Raw genomic sequence first — 17496 nt, 5'->3', positions numbered from 1 at the left:
ACCGGGGCACGCCGTGAGTTCGCCACCCTGGTGGGGGAGTTCCGGCGGACTCCCGTCCTCGTCCCGCTCGACGAGGACGACGTACCGCTGACGGGTGACCACGGCGGTGTGCGGTGGATCTACGCCTTCATCGACGAGGAGGCCCTCGCCCGATTCGCGATGGCGAGGGGGCAACAGAGCCGCGAGTGGCCCTATCGGCGGGTTCTGGGAGCACGGCTGCTGGACGTCGGCGTACCCGCGGTGGGGGTCCCGTGCGGGGTCGCTGTGGACGTCGGCAGCGACGAGGCAGTGCTGCTGCCCCCGGTCCTGGGGGTCGTTCCCGAGGACGTGGCGGTGGACGCCGAGGGGAACGGGGACGGGGAGGAGCTGCGATGACCAGCACCGACGGCAAGGACCTGCAGGCCGAGGGCCTGAACCTGATCACCCAGGGGATCACCCTCACCCTGGAGGAGCTGCGCGAGCTGGGCATGGTGGGGCAGGCCGGAGCCGGACGGGGCTTCTCCGACATCGCCCTCTCGGGCCTGGAGGTCGGACACGAGGGCCTGACGTCCGCGTTCACGTCGTTCTGCGAGCGCTGGGAGTGGGGCGTGCGCGCTCTGGTGGCCGAGGGCAACGACTTCGCGGCCGGGGTGGGGCTCGCGGCCGGGACGCTGTACGAGACCGACCAGTACGTGGAGGGGACGCTGAAGATCGCGACGAACTCCCTGGTAGGCAATCCGTACGCCACCGAGGAGGAGATCACCGGGAAGAGCTGGTCCCAGCTGGGCAACGACACCGTCGACGCCTACCTCAACCCGGACTACAGCAGGGAGTCGTTCGACCAGGCCTGGGCGAACAGCAAACAGGGGTGGATGGACGCCGGCCGGGACGTCATGACCTCGAACACGATGATGCCGCCGGGGATGAGGCCCGAAGACCTGCGTCACCGGGTCGGGATCAGTGACGAGCAGTACGAGCAGGCGTTGGACGAGTCCTTCGGGCCTTCGCCGGAGGAGCGCGCCCAGGCGGCCCAGCCACCGCAGCCGGAGCAGCCCCAGCGGCACTGGCAGGCACGTCAGGACGGGAGCGCCGGCTGATGGGAGTGGGAGACCTCGTCAACTCCGGCCTCGGAGCGCTGGAAGACGGCATCGACGCCGGCAAGAACGTTCCGTTATGACGACGCCGGCAACCTGACCGGGGTCACCCGCTCCGACGGCCGGGAGGCGAGAGCCGAGTACAACGACCTGCGCCTGCCGGTGAAGGTGGCGAATCCCGATGGCGGGGTCTGGCGCCAGACGTACGACGACCGCGGCAATCGCACGTCGGTCACCGACCCGGCGGGCAACGCCAGCACCTTCGCATACGACGAGGCGGGTCACCTCACCTCGGTGACCGATCCGCACGGCAACGTCACCACGGTCCGCTGCGACCGCGCGGGCCTGCCGGCGTCGGTCACGGACCCGCTCGGCGCGGTCACGACCTACGAACGCGACGCACTGGGCCGTCCGGCCGCCGTGACGGACCCGACGGGCGCGGTGACCAGGCTGGACTGGTCGGTGGAAGGCCACCTGCTGCGCCGGACCGCCCCCGACGGTACGACGGAGTCCTGGACCTACGACGGCGAGGGCAACAACACCAGCCACACCGACCCGTTGTGCGGCGTGACCCGCTACGAGTACACGCACTTCGACCTGCTCACGGCCCGCACGGGCCCGGACGGGGTCCGCTACGAGTTCGAGCACGACACGGAGCTGCGGCTCACGAAGGTCACCAACCCGCAGGGCCTGACCTGGACGTACGAGTACGACCCGGCCGGACGCCTGGTCAGGGAGACGGACTTCGACGACCGCACCCTCGCCTACGCCCACGACCCGGCGGGCCGGCTGACCTCCCGCACGGACGCGCTGGGCCAGACGATCGCGTTCGAGCACAACGACCTGGGCCAGGTGACCCGCAAGGACGCCGACGGGCGGGTCACGAGCTACGCGTACGACTTCACGGACAGCCTGGCCCAGGCCACGGGCCCGGACGGTTCGGACCTGACGATCCTGCGGGACCGCTACGGCAGAGTGCGCGAGGAGACGGTCGACGGCCGCACGCTGACCTACGCGTACGACGAACTGGGCCGCCGCACCGGCCGTACGACTCCGACCGGCGCGACGACGACCTGGTCGTATGACGCGGTGGGCCGCAGGACGGACATGGTGGCTTCGGGGCGCCCCATCGACGTCACGTACGACGAGGCGGGCCGCGAACTCTCCCGCCGCGTAGGCGACACGATCACACTGGACCACACCTTCGACGCCCTGGGCCGTCTGACGACGCAGTCGGTCACGGGCGCGGGCGGGCGCACGGTCCAGCACCGCACCTACACCTACCGCGCCGACGGCAACCTGATCGGCATCGACGACCAGCTCACAGGGAGACGCCGCTTCGACCTCGACGCCACGGGTCGGGTCACGGCGGTGCACGCGGCGAACTGGACGGAGACGTACGCCTACGACGCGGCCGGCAACCAGACGCACGCGGAGTGGCCGTCGACCCACCCGGGCGCCGAGGCCACGGGCGAGCGCACCTACACGGGTACCCGCATCACGCGCGCCGGCCGGATCCGCTACGAACACGACGCCCTGGGCCGCATCACGCTGCGCCAGAAGAGGAACCTGTCCCGGAAACCCGACACCTGGCGCTACGAATGGGATGCGGAGGACCGCCTGACCGCGGTCACCACCCCGGACGGCACCCGCTGGCGCTACACATACGACCCGCTCGGCCGCCGCACGGCGAAGCTCCGCCTCGCTGAGGACGGCGAGACGGTCGTGGAACGGGTGGACTTCACCTGGGACGGCACGACCCTGTGCGAACAGACCACGACCTCACCGGACCTCCCCCACCCGGTCGCCGTCACCTGGGACCACCAGGGCCTGCGCCCCCTGGCCCAATCGGAACGCATCCTCACCGGCGAGGCCACGCAGACAGAGATCGACACCCGCTTCTTCGCCATCGTCACCGACCTGGTCGGCACACCGAGCGAACTGATCGACGAACAGGGCGACATCGCCTGGCGAACCCAGAGCACTCTGTGGGGCACGACAGCCTGGGCAACGAACAGCACGACGTACACACCCCTGCGCTTCCCGGGCCAGTACTACGACCCGGAAACGGGCCTGCACTACAACTATTTCCGCCATTACGACCCCGAAACTGCCCGTTATTTAACAAATGATCCCCTCGGCCTCGAACCTGCACCCAATCCAATTCTTTACGTCGATAATCCACAGAGGTGGACTGACGCTCTGGGCCTTGCTCCGGACGCGTGCACCAACCAAGTGGCTCTGGGGATCCGTGATCCTCACAATAACGGCGGGGATGACTTGCGTAGGTTTGCCAATGGGAATAACTATACGCATTACCTCGACAATTGGACAGACTTCGAGAGCCATGTGAGGGCTGCTGCTCACAACCCGGACGTCCATCTGCATATCGTCATGGACGGTTTCTCTGGAGGTACGCCTTCAGAAAGGTTCATGAATGCTTACCGGGCCGGTATGGGGGATAATTGGTTTGCAACGGAGCGTGAAATGTACCATGTGGGCAAAGCGGTGCGTCTCGGTGATCGTGCATGGGATAGCATCAGCTTCTATGAGGATGGAAAGGTCGTGCATGTGCCAGAGCCGGCCAGTTGGCCAATGCCTAGGAGTTGAGTATGCGTAACGTCGTTGAATGGGAGCGAAGCTTTAAGGTTTGGCAGTACTCGGTGACGCACTCAGTTCTTCTCCTAAGGAGCTACCATCCGCAGCTGTATCAAACTCGTATCGATATCATTTTCCCTGCTGTGGCATTGATGCACCTTCAGCCGTCCTTTGGGCAATTGCGTATTGCCGCGCCAGACGAGGGAGAAGCGGCCCAATTTCTGCAGTTGCGCCGGGTGGCGCCGTCTCGAGGTACGCTGTTCGTTTTGAATGAGGGGGAGGGCTATGTTCAGGCCGCAGACTGTCAGTGGCATGAGGACGATGGGGATCATCACGCGCCCTCGAGATTTGGCCCTCTGAGGGGAACGGTGTAGCACTTCGCGTCGCGTCCGTGCATCGAGCGGACGCTATGCGCCTGCACTATGTGGTAGCTCGCCAGTATCATCCGTCGGGAGAATTATGCGTCGCCATGCCCGGCGTGTACCGATTGGAATGCGATGACACCCAAGTCGTTCCAGCGCGGTAGTGAGAGTCCGCGTTTTCCCGCCTGGACCCCGCCCACTGACATCGAGCACGCATTGCTCGACGCGAGAACGCGGAATGACTGGGCCGCGTACTTCGAAACGCTCGCTCGGGCCGAGCTGTATTTCGAGATAGTGCGCGAGAAAGCGGACGGTGTGCCGACGGGGACGTTCCCGGTGTTCCTGCGGAAGGGGAGGAAGAACCGGTTCTGGCCGGTCTACACGGTGGGAATGCTTCCCACGCCCACTCCCGACCAGGTCTTCGACGTGCACAGCCTCCGCTGGTTCGCCGACGTGTGGGGGCCTGGTGACCCCCCGTACATCGTGGTCAACCCCGGTACCCCCTGCGAGGCCTGGCTCCCCGCCGCGCCGCCGCACTCGGCGGCCTGGGCTCAGTACTCGGAGCGGATCGGTTATCCCGACATGTCCAAGCGTCTGGTCGCCCTCCGCGTCGGCGGCCCCCTGCGCGGTCCGGTCGCGCACGGACTCGCTTGCGGGGCCCTGCTGTGCGTGCACAACGGAGATCCATGGAATGCCATCGCCTGGCACGGCACCGGATATCCCGGGGAACGCAGACGGCTGCGCGAATGGTGGGACATCGAGAGCCGTGAGGACTGGCTGCCCATCCTCGACAGCCTCCTCGCCGCCGATCAGCACAGTGGAGCCTGGGAGTTCGTGCTCGGTCTCCGGCGCTCCATCGCGCGCGACTTCGGAGGGCACGTCGACGCCGGGTACTGGCGGCAGGCGGCCGCCGAGATCATCCGGGGCCGTTCCGGCGGGAGCGTCGCGCTCTCGCCCGACGGGGTCACGAAGACCGAGCCGGAGCCCGAGGCCGCGGTGGAGGCCCGTATCCAGGGCATACACCACCTCATCGGGCGCATCAGCCGTTACGAGGCCCGCATGCGGGCCGATGGCGTGCTCGAGGAGAACCGGTACGTGACGTCCGTCGACGCCTGGGATCTGGGGCGGGCGTCGAAGATGGCGCGATGGGGGCTCGGGGCCCGGTTCGGCACCCTTCAGGAGGCCGAGGCCGCCGTCGTCCAGGCGGGGCGGGCCGCGGCCCTCGCCTACCGGTCCTGGCAGGACTTCTCCGCCGGCTACATCCTCGGCCGCTGTCTGCATTTCGACGAGGAGGACTTCGGCAGCTGGTACACCGACATGGTCGACGCCCACCGCCTCCTGATGACCGACCCCGGCAGTCCCTGGCTCAACATCCCCTTCCGGTGAGAGGGGGCGCGGATTGTTCAACCTGCCCCGTTTTGCCGCCTCTTGTGCCCCGTAAGTTCCTCTTGAGGTACAGAAACGCTGTTCTCCGGTCACAGACGCGTGGTTACAGTGCTCACGTAGTCACGCAGTGAAGTCGTCCGGGTGGGTCGGAGTGATGCCGGCCGACCCAGGGGCATGGGGAGACGGGGAGCCGCGCGTGCCAACTGCCATTGCCGTGACCAGTGCCGACATGGCGCTGCCGCCGCAGGACGAACGGACCATGCCCGCGGTCGTGCTCCACGACGTCGACCAGCGTCCCCTGGAGCAGGCGTTGGGGGAGATACAGGCGCTGGTCGAGCAGCACGGGCATGTCATCGTGGTGTGCTCGCCGGGGGTCTCCCCGAGTGTGGAGCGGCGGCTGCACACCGTCCGGTCCCTGCTGGAGACCGACCGCATCGCCCTGTTCCGGCCGGCCCTGCCGCCGCTCGGGCTCGCCGTGCTGGCCCGTCAGTTACGGCAGCTGGCCTCCTGCGACCTCGGCCCCGGCGTCCTCGCCTCGGCCGGACGGCTGCTCACCCACTACATCCACGCCGGCGCGCTCCTCGGCTCCGTCGCCCGGCTCGACCACGTCCCCGTGGGCCTGAAGTCGCACGCCAAGTCCTGGGTCCCGGGCAGCCAGTTCGGCGTCGTCGCGCATCCCGAGCCGCAGCTCGTGCGGATCGCCCCGGGCGCGGCGCTCGCCGGACCCGAGTTCGGGACCTGGATGCTGCACGCCAAGGGCCAGCTCGCGTCCGACTGGGTCACCGGCACCCTGGCCCCCTCCTGGAAGGTCCAGGGCCTGCACGAGACCCCGCTCCCGGCGGAGTCCCCCGGCTGGTGGGGGACCGGCAGGCTCACCGAGTTCTGCGCCTACCTGCCCGACCTGTCGGTGCTCTACCAGCTCGTCACCTCCGTACGGCAGAGCACCTGCCACTGGTGCGGCATCGACGTCATCGGTGACCGCTGCGTCTTCTGTTCCGCGACACCACCCGTCGACGACGGCCACCCCGGCCTCGGCCCCGGCACCCGGCCGCCCCGCCGCGAGCTCCCACGGGGCCACCGCGGCAGACGCGCACTCACCCGCTAGACCCGACCCGACGCACCTCCCGCCCTCCGATCCGGCTCAACCGATTCCCCCAATGAGGTTGCACGGCCCATGAACTCCCGTCAGCGCCGCGGCATCATCCTGCTGATCCTGTCGGTCCTCTGCGCCCTCGGCGCCTTCGCCGGCGTGCTGTCCGTCATCAACGACGCGAAGTCCAAGGTCGGCCCCGAGGTCACCGCGTACCAGGTCAAGAAGACCGTGGCGCCCTACACGCCCCTCGGCGCGGACCAGTTCGAGAAGATCGAGATGCCCGAGCGCTGGCTGTCGGAGAACGCGGTCAGGGACCTCTCCGGGATCCGCGGCAAGATCGCCGTGACGACGCTGAAGGCGGGCTCGCTGCTCCAGAGCGACATGATCGTCGACCAGCCCGCCCTCCAGCCGGGGCAGCAGGAGGTCGCCATCATGATCGACGCGGCGACCGGCGTCGCCGGCAAGATCACACCGGGCGCCTCCGTGAACGTGTACGCCACCTTCGAGGGCGAGCGCGAGGGCGCCCCCGACCTCTCCAAGATCATCGTGACGAACGCCAAGGTCATCGACGTCGGCGAACTCACCTCGCTCCAGCCCGGCGAGAAGAGCAGCGAACGCCGGGCCACCGAGGCGGTCCCCATCACCTTCGCCCTGTCCACCATCGACGCCCAGCGCATCACCTACGCCGAGTCGTTCGCCCAGCGGGTCAGGCTCGCGCTCGTGGCGCCGGGCAGCGACACCACGGTCCCGGACCAGGACCGTACGTACGAACTCGCGAAGGACAAGTGAGAGGCCCGCATGCCCACGAGGATCCTCCCGGCAGTCGGCGACGCGGACGCCGTACGGTCCATCACGACCCTGCTCAGCCAGCTCCCGGACGTCGAACCGGTCGCCCCGGTGACCGACTCCACCCAGCTCGTCGACACCCTCGCCCGGCTGGCCGCCGAGTCCGTCGACGAACTGCCCGAGGTCGTCGTCGTGCACGAGCGGATCGGCCCGGTCCCGGCGCTGGAGCTGATCCGCGAGGTCGCCCTGCGCTTCCCCGCCGTCGGCGTCATCCTCGTCACCTCCGACGCGAGCCCCGGCCTCTTCCAGGCCGCCATGGACTACGGCGCCCGCGGCCTGGTCGCCCTGCCGCTCAGCTACGAGGAACTCGCCAGCCGCGTCCAGGCGGTGGCCCAGTGGTCGGTGGGCGTACGCCGGCATCTCGGCAGCGGCGGCGACGTGTTCACCGGCGTCGGCGGCACCGTCGTCACCGTCAGCGGCGCCAAGGGCGGGGTCGGGGCGACCCTCACCGCTGTCCAACTGGCGCTCGCCGCCCAGGCGTCGGGCCGCGCCACCGCCCTGGTCGACATGGACCTCCAGGCCGGTGACATCGCCTCCTACCTGGACGTCCAGTTCCGCCGTTCCGTCGTCGACCTGGCCGCCATCAACGACATCTCGCCCCGCGTCCTGGCCGACGCCGTCTTCCGCCACGACACCGGCCTCGCCCTGCTGCTCGCCCCCGGCGAGGGCGAACGCGGCGAGGAGGTCACCGACCGCGCCGCACGCCAGGTCGTCAGCGCCCTGCGCTCCCGCTACGAGGTCGTCGTCATCGACTGCGGCGCCCAGCTCGGCGGGGCCGGCGCCGCGGCTGTGGAGATGGCCGACAAGGCGCTGCTGGTCACCACCCCGGACGTCATCGCCGTGCGGGGCGCCAAGCGGGCGGTGCGGATGTGGGACCGGCTCCAGATCCGCAAGGCCGAGGAGACGACCGTCGTCGTCAACCGGCACACGCGCGGTACGGAGATCCAGCCCCCGCTGGTCCGGAAGATCACCGGCACGGCGGTCGCCGCGACCACCGTCCCCGCCGCCTTCAAGGAACTCCAGGGCGCCGTCGACTCCGGCCGCATCCACGATCTCGACGGCCGGAGCACCGTGAAGCAGGCCCTGTGGACCCTCGCCGGCGAGCTGGGCCTGGCCAAGCCCGCCGGGGGCGACCGCAAAGGCGGCCGGTTCCGCAGCGACCGGGGGTCGGTGAGCTTCCGGCGCCGGAAGGACGGTGGGGGATGAGGACCTACGGCTTACCCGGCCGGCGCTTCGGAGGCTCGGGCAGGTACGGCGACCGCGGCCAGGTCACCGTCGAGTTCCTCGGCATGACGCCGACGATCCTCGTCACGCTGGTGGTGCTGTGGCAACTCGTGCTCGTGGGATACACCTTCACCCTCGCGGGTAATGCTGCCGACGAGGCGGTACGGGCGGCGACGGCGGCCGGTCCGGGGGCGCGGCAGGGCGCCTGCCAGGACGCCGGCCGGGACAAGCTGCCGGGGGCCTGGGAGGGAGGTGCCGGGGTGGACTGCTCCACCGCGAACGGGTACGTCACGGCCGACGTGCGACTGGAGGTCCCCATCCTCTTCCCGGGGACCGTCGGCTTCCCCTTCACCGTGCACGGGCACGCGGGGGCCGTGGAGGAAGAGGAGGACGACGACTGACATGCCGTACTCCCACCGCGACGGGCGGGCCCGCGACCGGGGCCAGGCCGCCATCGAGTACCTCGGCTTCCTGCCGATCCTGGTCATCGTCGCCATGGCCGCCGTACAGCTCGGCCTCATCGCCTACACCGCCCAGCAGGCCGGCACCGCGGCCCGCGCCGGCGCCCGGGGGGCCTCGCTCCAGGAGAGCGCGCAGGAGGCCTGCGCCACGGCGGTCAGCGACTGGCTGGCCGACGGCACCAATTGCCCGCCCTCGTACGGCGGCGACGAGGTGACGGTCACCGCCTCCGTCGACATCCCCTCCATCGTCCCCGGCTGGGACTTCGGGAACGCCACCAGGACGGCGACCATGCCGCTCGACCACGAAGCGGACGAGTGACGGCATGACCAGCGACGGCATGACCAGCGACGGCGTGACCAGCCACGTCGTGACCGGCGACCGCACGACCGGCGACCGCGTGAACGAGGAGCAAGGAGCACCGGACGCATGAGCCTGCGCGCACGCATCCACTCGCCCGAGGAGCACGGCGGCCGGGGCGAGGACGGACACCTCGTCGCCTCCTACCGGGCCAAGCTCCTGGAGGAGATCGACCTCGCGGAGATGAGCTCGCTCGCCATGGCCGAGCGCCGGGCCCGCCTGGAGCGCGTCCTCGGGCACATCATCAGCCGCGAGGGCCCGGTCCTCTCCACGGCCGAACGCTCCCAGCTGATCCGCCGGGTCGTGGACGAGGCCCTAGGCCTCGGCATCCTCGAACCCCTGCTGGAGGACGCCTCCATCACGGAGATCATGGTCAACGGCCCCGACTCGATCTTCGTGGAGCGCGGCGGCCGCGTCGAACAGCTCCCGCTCCGCTTCGCCTCCGACGACCAGCTGATGCAGACCATCGAGCGCATCGTCTCCACCGTCAACCGCCGCGTGGACGAGTCGAATCCGATGGTCGACGCCCGCCTCCCCTCCGGCGAGCGCGTCAACGTCATCATCCCGCCGCTGTCCCTGACCGGCGCCACGCTCACCATCCGCCGCTTCCCGCGCTCCTTCACCCTCCAGGAGCTGATCGGCCTCGGCTCGCTCGACGAGCACATGCTGTACCTGCTGGCCGGACTGGTGCAGGCGCGCTTCAACATCATCGTCTCGGGCGCCACCGGCACCGGCAAGACGACCCTCCTCAACGCCCTGTCCGGCCTGATCCCCGAGACCGAACGCATCATCACCATCGAGGACTCCGCCGAACTCCAGCTCCAGCAGGCCCACGTGATCCGCCTGGAGTCCCGCCCGCCCAACGTCGAGGGCAAGGGCCGCGTCACCATCCGCGACCTCGTGCGCAACTCGCTGCGCATGCGCCCCGACCGCATCGTCGTCGGCGAGGTCCGCGGCGGCGAGTCCCTGGACATGCTCCAGGCCATGTCCACCGGTCACGACGGCTCGCTCGCCACCGTCCACGCCAACAGCGCCGAGGACGCCCTGATGCGCCTCCAGACCCTCGCCTCCATGTCGGACGTCGAGATCCCCTTCGTCGCCCTGCACGACCAGATCAACAGCTCCGTCGACGTCATCGTGCAGCTGACCCGGTTCGCCGACGGTGCCCGCCGCATCACCGAGATCGCCCTGCTGGCCAGCCACGGCGGCGAGCCCTACCGCCTGGCCACGGTCGCCCGCTTCAACGCCCAGCCGATGACCGCCGACGGCCGCATCTACGGCGCCTTCGAGTACCACCCCCTGCCGCGCCGCACCGCCGAACGCCTGTACATGGCGAGCCAGCCCATTCCGCAGGCCTTCGGCGTGGCCCACTCCGCGGAACAGCTCGCCACCCGAGAAGCCAGGTAGGACCGCCCGATGGAACTGCACACGCTCGTCACGCTCACCACCGGCATCACCCTGCTGACCTGCGTCCTGGCGGTCATGGGCCTGCACTCCTACGCCGCCGGAAGGGCCCAGCGCGAGGCCCTGGTCGACCGCCTCTCCGCCACCGGGCAGCTCCCGCCGGGCGGTCGTCGGCGCCGCTTCCGCACCCTGGACCGCCGGCTGCGCCGTACGAGGCTCGGCAGGAGGCTGGAACTGCGCCTGGCCGCGACCGGCCTGGACCTCACCCCCGGCGAGTTCTTCGCCTACATGCTCGCCACGGTCGCGGGCCTGTGGCTGGTCGGCCAGGCCGCCCTGGCCCCCTTCTTCGGCCCGCTCGCCGGCCTGCTGGGCGTCTGGGCGGCGATGCAGTTCCTCACCTGGCAACGCCAGAAGCGCATCGAGAAGTTCATCAACCAGCTCCCCGAACTCGCCCGCATCCTCGCCAACGCCACCCAGGCCGGCCTCGCCCTGCGCACCGCCATCGGCATGGCGGCGGAGGAGCTGGAGGCCCCGGCCGGCGAAGAACTCGCCAAGGTCGCCGACCAGTTGGCCATCGGCTCGTCCATGGACGACGCCCTCGGCGAACTTGCCGAACGCCTCCCCTCCCGCGAACTCGTCGTCCTGGTCACCACCCTCGTCCTGTCCAACCGGGCCGGCGGCCAGGTGGTCAGCGCGCTGCGCAACCTCACCGAGACGCTGGAGGAACGCAAGGAGACCCGGCGCGAGGTCCGCACCCAGCTGTCCCAGGTCAGCATGACCTCGTACGCCGTACCGGTCCTCGGCGTCGGCTCGTTGTTCCTGATGAACGGGGTCAAGGACGGCGCCCTGGAGCGCATGACCGGCTCCCCGGTCGGCCAGGTCGCGGTGATCACCGCCTTCGGTCTCTACGCCGTCGGCTTCGTCCTCATCCGCCGCCTGTCCCGCATCGACGTCTGAGGAAACCGGGAAACCGAGGAAGGAGGAGCGAGCCATGGGACTGCTGCTCGCACTGGGCATGGGCCTGAGCGTCTGGGGCGCGTTCGCCGGCATCCGCATGTACCGGGCCGACGCCAAACTCCCCGGCGACCTCGCCCTCGCCCTGGAGGTCGGCTCCACCCGCACCGGCGCCGTCGACTCCCTGATCGACCGCCTCGGCATGCGCTACGCCCCCGCCGTGCTGCGCCTCATGGGCCCGGCCCTGGTCGCGAAGTACCGCCGCCGCATCGACCTGGCCGGCAACCCGGGCGGCCTGACCATCGACCGCTACGCTGCCCGCCGCGCCGTCTACGGCTTCCTGGGCACCGTCGGCTTCCTGGTCTTCCTGCTGCGCGGCCAGTACGTCGTGGCGCTCCTGCTCCTGGCCTTCGGCGCGTTCTGGACGGAGGTGGGCATCTGGTCGGCGATCCGCATCCGCAAGGACGTCATCGAGCGCACGCTCCCCGACTTCCTCGACGTCCTGGCGGTCGTGGTCAGCGCCGGCCTCGGCTTCCGCCAGGCCCTGGACCGCGTCGCGATGCGCTACGAGGGTCCCTGGGCCGACGAACTGCGCATCACCCTGCGCCAGATGGACCTCGGCATGAGCCGCCGCCAGGCCTTCGCGGAGCTGCGCCGGCGCAACGACTCCGAACAGGTGGCGATGTTCGTGACGGCACTCCAGCAGGGCGAGGAACTGGGCGCGCCCATCGTGGACACCCTGGTGTCCCTGGCCAAGGACATGCGCCGCACGGACGCCCAGAACGCCCGCCGCAAGGCCGCCCGGGCCGTCCCCAAGGCCACCATGATGATCACGACGTTCATGGTCCCGGCCACGATGATCCTCCTCGGCGCCGGTCTGATCCTCGGCTCGGGGACGGACTTCGGCACGATCACGGGCGAGTAGGGGAGGACGGACGGCATGGCCACGACCAACCCACCGGCGAGGGACCTGACGCCCCGACAGCCGGACGACCGACCCGCTCGCACACGCCGCCGCCACCGGCTTGCACGTCCGGCCCCGTCGGCCACCGCCCCGCCTGCGGACGCGGCCCTGCCGACCCACACCGTCTCGCCCGCGGACGCGGTCCCGCCGGCCCGCATCGCCCGTGAGGCCGCGTCGGACGGTCCGGTGACGCCCGTGCTGCCGCCGGGCTGGGAGCCGGTGGGGTCGCCGAAGGGCTGGGAGGCCGCGTCGGCGCCGGACCGGCCGGGGGCCGACCACCCCGGCGTACGCCCGGCCGCCCGGGACGCGACGCAGGGGCCACCCTCCGTGCCCGGCCCCGAGGAGCCCGTGCGGGAACCCGCACTCAGCCTCCAGGTGAACGCCCTCCAGGCCCTGTGCCGCCAGGTCTTCGGCTTCCGCCTGGCCATGATCGCGCTGGCCGCCCCCGCCGCCCTCCTCAACGCCGGCCCGGGCCTGGGCGTCCGCCTGGTCGGCGCCGCCGTGGTCGTCACCTTCATGGTGTCGTACGTCCTCGTCCGCGACTGGGAGCGCTTCGGCCCCCTCCTCCTGCGCCACCCCACCCTCCTGGCGGCGGACACGCTCTTCGGCTCGCTGCTCCTGATCTCGGCGGGCCCCGACACGACCCTCGCCTACGTCAGCGTCTGCACCCCGCTGCTCGCCGGGCTCGTCTACGGCTGGCGCGGCGCGGCCGTCTTCGCCTCGCTCCAGTCGCTGATCCTGCTGCTGGTCCACGCGACGCTGAACCCGCACCCGGGCGTCGCGGAGGCGTCGCTGCTGCCGGGCCTGTGCGTCATCGCCGGGGCGGCGGGCTCCAGCCTGCGCGGGCTGCTGCTGCGCTTCGGCTCCGCCACCGAGGCCCTGACGGCGGTCCGGGCCCGCCTGGCGGTCGCGGAGGCGGTGAGCGCCGAACGCGCCCGGCTCGCCCGCGAACTGCACGACTCCGTCGCGAAGACCCTGCACGGCGTGGCCCTGGCGGCCGACGGCCTGGCCGCCACGGCGGGCAACGGCCGCATGGACCCGGCGCTGGCCAGGCGCCAGGCCGAACTGGTCGCCCGCTCGGCGCGCCGAGCCGCCGCCGAGTCCCGCGAACTCCTGACCGACCTGCGCCGCGAGACGGACCCGGCGCAGGGCACGGACCTCGCGGCGGAACTGGACGAACGGGTACGGGACTTCACCACCCGCACCGGCGTACCCGCCACCTGCCACCACCCCGCGCCGACCCCCCTGGTGCCCCCGGCGGCGGCCCGGCAACTCCTCACCATCGTCTCCGAGGCCCTGGAGAACGCCCACCGCCACGCGGCACCGGCCCACGTCCACGTCCGCACGGCCGTACGGGGCGACCTGCTGCGGATCACCGTCCACGACGACGGCACCGGCCTCCCGCCGGACACCGACCTCGAACGCCTTCGCGCCACGGGCCACTTCGGCCTGGTCGGCATGGTGGAGCGGGCCGCCTCGGTGGGTGCCCGCATCCGCATCGGCCGGGGCGGCCACCCGCGGGGCACGGAGGTCCGCGTGGACCTGCCCCTGTCCGCCCTGGTGCCCGCACCCGGCACGAGCACGAGCCCGCCCGCATGAACGCGCCCCATGTCAGGAGAGGAGCACACCCGATGCCGGACGACGAGACGCAGCCGCACGGGAACGGCCGGCCACTCCACCCCTTCCCGCCGCCCGCCCCGGCCGCCGCCCTGCGGGTGGTCGTGGCCGACGACAACCCGGTCGTCCGCGCCGGTCTCACCGCGCTGCTCTCCGGCCGCCCGGACATCACGGTCGTCGCCGAGGCCACCGACGGCCGCCAGGCCTGCGAGGCCGCGCAGCGGCACCGCCCCGACGTGGTCCTCCTCGACGTCCGCATGCCCGGCGTGGACGGCATCTCCGCCCTCCCGTACCTGGTGGGCATCGCCCCGGTGATGATGCTGACGTACAGCGGGGAGTCGGACATCGTCCGCGAGGCCCTGCGACGCGGTGCGGGCGGCTACCTGGTCCACGGCGAGTTCACGGCGGACCAGTTGGTGGCGGCGGTACGGGACGTACGGCGGGGCAGGGCGCACTTCACCCCGACGGCGGCGGACGCTCTGCTGACCGACCTGCGTGCGAGTGCACACGACGAGCAAACCCCCAACTCGGCTGTAGAGCAACCGTGCGGACATACATCTGCCCAATCCCTTTCGCAACTGCAACCGAATGTGGGACAGTCGTCGTCTGGTACTCCCGACAGGTCGCGGTTCCAACTGAGCACGAGGGAGGTGGAGATCATGGAGCACATCGCATCCGGGATGAACAACCAGCAGATCGCCGCCACGTGCTTCATCAGCGAGAAGACGGTCAAGAACCACATCAACCGCATCTTCGCCAAGCTCCACAGCGCGAGCCGCTCCGAGGCCACCGCCAAGTGGCTGGGCCTGGGGTGAGCGCGATGAACCGACCCTCGCTACGTGATTGGGCCCGCGATTGGGCCCTGGGACCCTCGGCAGACCGGCCGGTCCCGCCGTACGGTGCCGACGACGAGCGCGGCACCGGCCACCCTGGAGGGCAACACCATGACCAACTGGCTGCACACCACCGTCACCGCCCTGAAGACCCGCGCCGCCCGCAACGACAAGGGCCAGACGGCGGTGGAGTACCTGGGGATCATCGCGGTGGTGGTGGCCATCGTCCTGGCGATCACGGGGACGGACATCGGTCAGACGATTTACAACGCGATCACCGACAAGATCACCGAAGTCATCGGTGGCTGAAGCCCGGCCGCTTTCGTAGCGACACAGGGCAGGCTTTCCCCATCTACATCACAGTGGTGGGAGGCCTGCTCTTTCTCGCGTTCGCGTACTTTGCGGTCGGCCAGGCCGCAGCGACTCGTAATGACGCCCAGACCGCAGCGGATGCTGCGGCTCTCGCAGCGGCATTGGAAACACGGGATGCCCTCGCAGACCAGTGGCTGCTAAGCATCAAGAAGCCTGACGCATGGCAGGCGATCTTCGACGGCAACGTGCCAGTGGGCAATGGGTGCTGGCGCGCTCATCAGCTGGCGGCACGCAACGATGCGAGTGTGGACTGCAGCCTGGTAGGGCCCTTGTCCTACAGAGTCGTGGCCGAGACCGAAGAGACCGTCGGTGACACCATCGTGCCGGGCACGGAAGAGCAGCGAGCCACGGAATCCGCCACTGCCGTCATCGAGCCTCGTTGCTTGTTTGACCTGTCCGCTGAGGACAACGGTGAAGACGCCTTGCCCAAGCTCACCTGCCAAGGCGAGGACTGGGATCTGAACGAGCCGCTGGAGCTACCCAAGCCCGAGGACCTGTTCGACGTCCACCTGGCCGACTGATATGCGAACGACGAGGACGAAGGAAGCGGAGTCATGAGTATTCGGTTCACACCCAAGGTCGGCAGGGGAGCGGTCGCAGTGACCGTTGCACTTGGGCTCGCCTTCGGCGTGGTCGGTTGTGGGGGCGATGGTGAGGACAACAAGCCTGAGGCTTCCGCGTCCTCGTCCAAGACCAACGGGTCGGGGCCGAGTCCTCAAGAAGGGCAGTCGGACAAACCTCTCGCGGAGCTGAAAGGCCCGTCCGGCCTGTTGCTGAAAATCACCGCCGCGCAACGTGACTCGGGCGGTTTCGTGACAGTGAGCGGTGACCTCAAGAATGACGGCAGCAAGACGGCCACCGTGCCGGCCCAACTAAGCGGTAACGAAACCGAGATCATCCGCAACGGTAGGTCCCTCGGCGGAGCCACGCTGGTGGATTCCAATGGGAAGAAGCGGTATTACGTTCTGCGGGACACCGATGGTCGCCCGCTGACCACCACGAACTTCGCCCCCTTGAAGTCCGGGGAGTCCGTGCCTGTCTTCATGCAATTCCCCGCGCCGCCCGCAGACGCGACCGAGGTGACCTTCCAGCTGCCCATGTTCTCGGCTGCCGGCATCGAGATCTCCGGGTGAGGCCCACCATGACCCCGACCCGGCTCAGCCTGGCCCTCACCACCGCCACCCTCCTGCTCGCCGCGAACCTCCACGGTGCCGCCACCGCCCGCGCCGACGACGACCCCGCCGACCCTCCTGGCACCGGCGCCTCCGCCTCCGCCCCCGTCGACGTCGATCCCAACGACCCCGACCTCAAGCTCCCGGACGGGGCCACGCTCGCGCAGGCCAAGGTGCTGGACATCAAGTCGGTCGTCGAAGACCAGAGCGGTGACGAGCGTCGCGAGGACACCAACACCGACGTGACCTTCGCGCTCCAGGCCGAGGTGCTGTTCGGCAAGGACAGCGCCAAGCTCGGCGGCGAGGCCAAGTCCCGTGTCTCCGGGATCGCCGAGGAGATCAAGAAGCAGAACGCCGGCAAGATCCGCGTCTTCGGCTTCACCGACAACCTCGGTTCCTCCGCCCACGGCGACGTCCTGTCCAAGCAGCGCGCCAACGCCGTACAGGAACTCCTCTCCCAGACCCTGGACGACGCCGGCATCACCTACGAGGTCCGCGGCTACGGCGAGGACTACCCCATCGCCGACAACTCGACGGAGGCGGGCCGCAAGAAGAACCGCCGGGTGGAGGTGTCGTTCCCGCGAACGGAAAGCTGACGAGGTCAATGGGTGCAAGGCGTCGAATCGGTGCGAATTCTGCGTCGGCCGACCCGAACTTCACATTCAAGAAGTATGACGATGCCGGTAAAGGAATCATCATCGCCGCTCCAGCACGGCCTGACGGGCCGGCCCGCTGCTACGGACGGATCTCAGCAACCTCCACCCGCACCCCCGCCCGCA

The 17496-nt window shown here is 69.9% G+C and carries 17 protein-coding genes and 1 pseudogene; all 18 read left to right on the top strand.

The window, feature by feature from the left end:
* Positions 1–375, top strand: a 375-nt coding sequence (locus GTW67_RS08125; RefSeq protein ID WP_161164127.1) for a hypothetical protein, incomplete at its 5' end; no start/stop codon positions are given.
* The gene (locus GTW67_RS08120) at positions 372–1076 is read left to right on the top strand and encodes a hypothetical protein (protein WP_237518735.1); all 705 of its coding nucleotides are present in this window, start codon (positions 372–374) and stop codon (positions 1074–1076) included. The genes GTW67_RS08125 and GTW67_RS08120, both read left to right, overlap by 4 nt.
* Before the next feature lie 69 nt (positions 1077–1145).
* Positions 1146–3683 (top strand): annotated as a pseudogene (locus tag GTW67_RS08115) (RHS repeat-associated core domain-containing protein); the annotation flags it as partial.
* Between the two features lie 740 nt (positions 3684–4423).
* Positions 4424–5419 (top strand): DUF1266 domain-containing protein, encoded by a 996-nt coding sequence (locus GTW67_RS08110; RefSeq protein WP_237518734.1) that lies wholly within the window; start codon positions 4424–4426, stop codon positions 5417–5419.
* A 154-nt stretch (positions 5420–5573) separates the two neighbouring features.
* Complete coding sequence (locus tag GTW67_RS08105; RefSeq protein ID WP_161164125.1) at positions 5574–6524, top strand: hypothetical protein; 951 nt, start codon at positions 5574–5576, stop codon at positions 6522–6524.
* Positions 6525–6593: 69 nt separating this feature from the next.
* Positions 6594–7301 (top strand): Flp pilus assembly protein CpaB, encoded by a 708-nt coding sequence (gene cpaB, locus GTW67_RS08100; RefSeq protein ID WP_161164124.1) that lies wholly within the window; start codon positions 6594–6596, stop codon positions 7299–7301.
* A gap of 9 nt (positions 7302–7310) precedes the next feature.
* Entirely contained in the window at positions 7311–8564 is a 1254-nt protein-coding gene (locus tag GTW67_RS08095; protein WP_161164123.1) for a CpaE/TadZ family protein, read from the top strand.
* Positions 8561–8983 (top strand): pilus assembly protein, encoded by a 423-nt coding sequence (locus tag GTW67_RS08090; protein WP_161164122.1) that lies wholly within the window; start codon positions 8561–8563, stop codon positions 8981–8983. Before GTW67_RS08095 ends, GTW67_RS08090 begins: the two co-directional genes overlap by 4 nt.
* Before the next feature lies 1 nt (position 8984).
* Positions 8985–9362 carry a TadE/TadG family type IV pilus assembly protein gene (locus GTW67_RS08085; protein WP_161164121.1) on the top strand — a complete coding sequence of 126 codons (378 nt, stop codon included), beginning with the start codon at positions 8985–8987 and terminating at the stop codon, positions 9360–9362.
* 108 nt (positions 9363–9470) lie between these two features.
* Positions 9471–10808, top strand: coding sequence for a TadA family conjugal transfer-associated ATPase (locus GTW67_RS08080; protein WP_161164120.1), 1338 nt, complete (start codon positions 9471–9473; stop codon positions 10806–10808).
* Between the two features lie 9 nt (positions 10809–10817).
* Positions 10818–11762 carry a type II secretion system F family protein gene (locus tag GTW67_RS08075; RefSeq protein WP_161164119.1) on the top strand — a complete coding sequence of 315 codons (945 nt, stop codon included), beginning with the start codon at positions 10818–10820 and terminating at the stop codon, positions 11760–11762.
* Between the two features lie 34 nt (positions 11763–11796).
* Positions 11797–12684: a DUF5936 domain-containing protein gene (locus GTW67_RS08070; RefSeq protein ID WP_161164118.1), complete on the top strand. Its 888-nt coding sequence runs from the start codon at positions 11797–11799 to the stop codon at positions 12682–12684.
* Positions 12685–12699: 15 nt separating this feature from the next.
* Positions 12700–14322, top strand: a complete 1623-nt coding sequence (locus tag GTW67_RS08065; RefSeq protein ID WP_346010596.1) for a sensor histidine kinase — start codon at positions 12700–12702, stop codon at positions 14320–14322.
* 32 nt (positions 14323–14354) lie between these two features.
* Positions 14355–15155, top strand: a complete 801-nt coding sequence (locus GTW67_RS08060; RefSeq protein WP_161164117.1) for a response regulator — start codon at positions 14355–14357, stop codon at positions 15153–15155.
* Between the two features lie 129 nt (positions 15156–15284).
* On the top strand, positions 15285–15482 hold the full coding sequence (locus GTW67_RS08055) for a Flp family type IVb pilin (protein ID WP_161164129.1): 198 nt from the start codon (positions 15285–15287) through the stop codon (positions 15480–15482).
* Positions 15479–16066 (top strand): pilus assembly protein TadG-related protein, encoded by a 588-nt coding sequence (locus tag GTW67_RS08050; RefSeq protein WP_161164128.1) that lies wholly within the window; start codon positions 15479–15481, stop codon positions 16064–16066. The genes GTW67_RS08055 and GTW67_RS08050 overlap by 4 nt, the downstream gene beginning before the upstream one ends.
* Positions 16067–16099: 33 nt before the next feature.
* Positions 16100–16678, top strand: a complete 579-nt coding sequence (locus GTW67_RS08045) for a hypothetical protein (RefSeq protein ID WP_161164116.1) — start codon at positions 16100–16102, stop codon at positions 16676–16678.
* A gap of 8 nt (positions 16679–16686) precedes the next feature.
* Positions 16687–17313 (top strand): OmpA family protein, encoded by a 627-nt coding sequence (locus GTW67_RS08040; protein ID WP_161164115.1) that lies wholly within the window; start codon positions 16687–16689, stop codon positions 17311–17313.
* Positions 17314–17496: the final 183 nt, after the last annotated feature.

Source organism: Streptomyces sp. SID5910 (genome assembly GCF_009862125.1).
Classification (GTDB): domain Bacteria; phylum Actinomycetota; class Actinomycetes; order Streptomycetales; family Streptomycetaceae; genus Streptomyces.
The sequence above is the reverse complement of the archived record's forward strand: the minus strand, read 5'-3'. Positions and strand labels throughout refer to the sequence as shown.

Coding starts and splice junctions, on each gene's coding strand:
- GTW67_RS08045 (WP_161164116.1), top strand. CDS start 16,100: ATGAGTATTCGGTTCACACCCAAGGTCGGCAGGGGAGCGGTCGCAGTG.
- GTW67_RS08080 (WP_161164120.1), top strand. CDS start 9,471: ATGAGCCTGCGCGCACGCATCCACTCGCCCGAGGAGCACGGCGGCCGG.
- GTW67_RS08085 (WP_161164121.1), top strand. CDS start 8,985: ATGCCGTACTCCCACCGCGACGGGCGGGCCCGCGACCGGGGCCAGGCC.
- GTW67_RS08090 (WP_161164122.1), top strand. CDS start 8,561: ATGAGGACCTACGGCTTACCCGGCCGGCGCTTCGGAGGCTCGGGCAGG.
- GTW67_RS08075 (WP_161164119.1), top strand. CDS start 10,818: ATGGAACTGCACACGCTCGTCACGCTCACCACCGGCATCACCCTGCTG.
- GTW67_RS08105 (WP_161164125.1), top strand. CDS start 5,574: ATGCCGGCCGACCCAGGGGCATGGGGAGACGGGGAGCCGCGCGTGCCA.
- GTW67_RS08065 (WP_346010596.1), top strand. CDS start 12,700: ATGGCCACGACCAACCCACCGGCGAGGGACCTGACGCCCCGACAGCCG.
- GTW67_RS08070 (WP_161164118.1), top strand. CDS start 11,797: ATGGGACTGCTGCTCGCACTGGGCATGGGCCTGAGCGTCTGGGGCGCG.
- GTW67_RS08040 (WP_161164115.1), top strand. CDS start 16,687: ATGACCCCGACCCGGCTCAGCCTGGCCCTCACCACCGCCACCCTCCTG.
- GTW67_RS08095 (WP_161164123.1), top strand. CDS start 7,311: ATGCCCACGAGGATCCTCCCGGCAGTCGGCGACGCGGACGCCGTACGG.
- GTW67_RS08120 (WP_237518735.1), top strand. CDS start 372: ATGACCAGCACCGACGGCAAGGACCTGCAGGCCGAGGGCCTGAACCTG.
- cpaB (WP_161164124.1), top strand. CDS start 6,594: ATGAACTCCCGTCAGCGCCGCGGCATCATCCTGCTGATCCTGTCGGTC.
- GTW67_RS08110 (WP_237518734.1), top strand. CDS start 4,424: ATGCTTCCCACGCCCACTCCCGACCAGGTCTTCGACGTGCACAGCCTC.
- GTW67_RS08055 (WP_161164129.1), top strand. CDS start 15,285: ATGACCAACTGGCTGCACACCACCGTCACCGCCCTGAAGACCCGCGCC.
- GTW67_RS08060 (WP_161164117.1), top strand. CDS start 14,355: ATGCCGGACGACGAGACGCAGCCGCACGGGAACGGCCGGCCACTCCAC.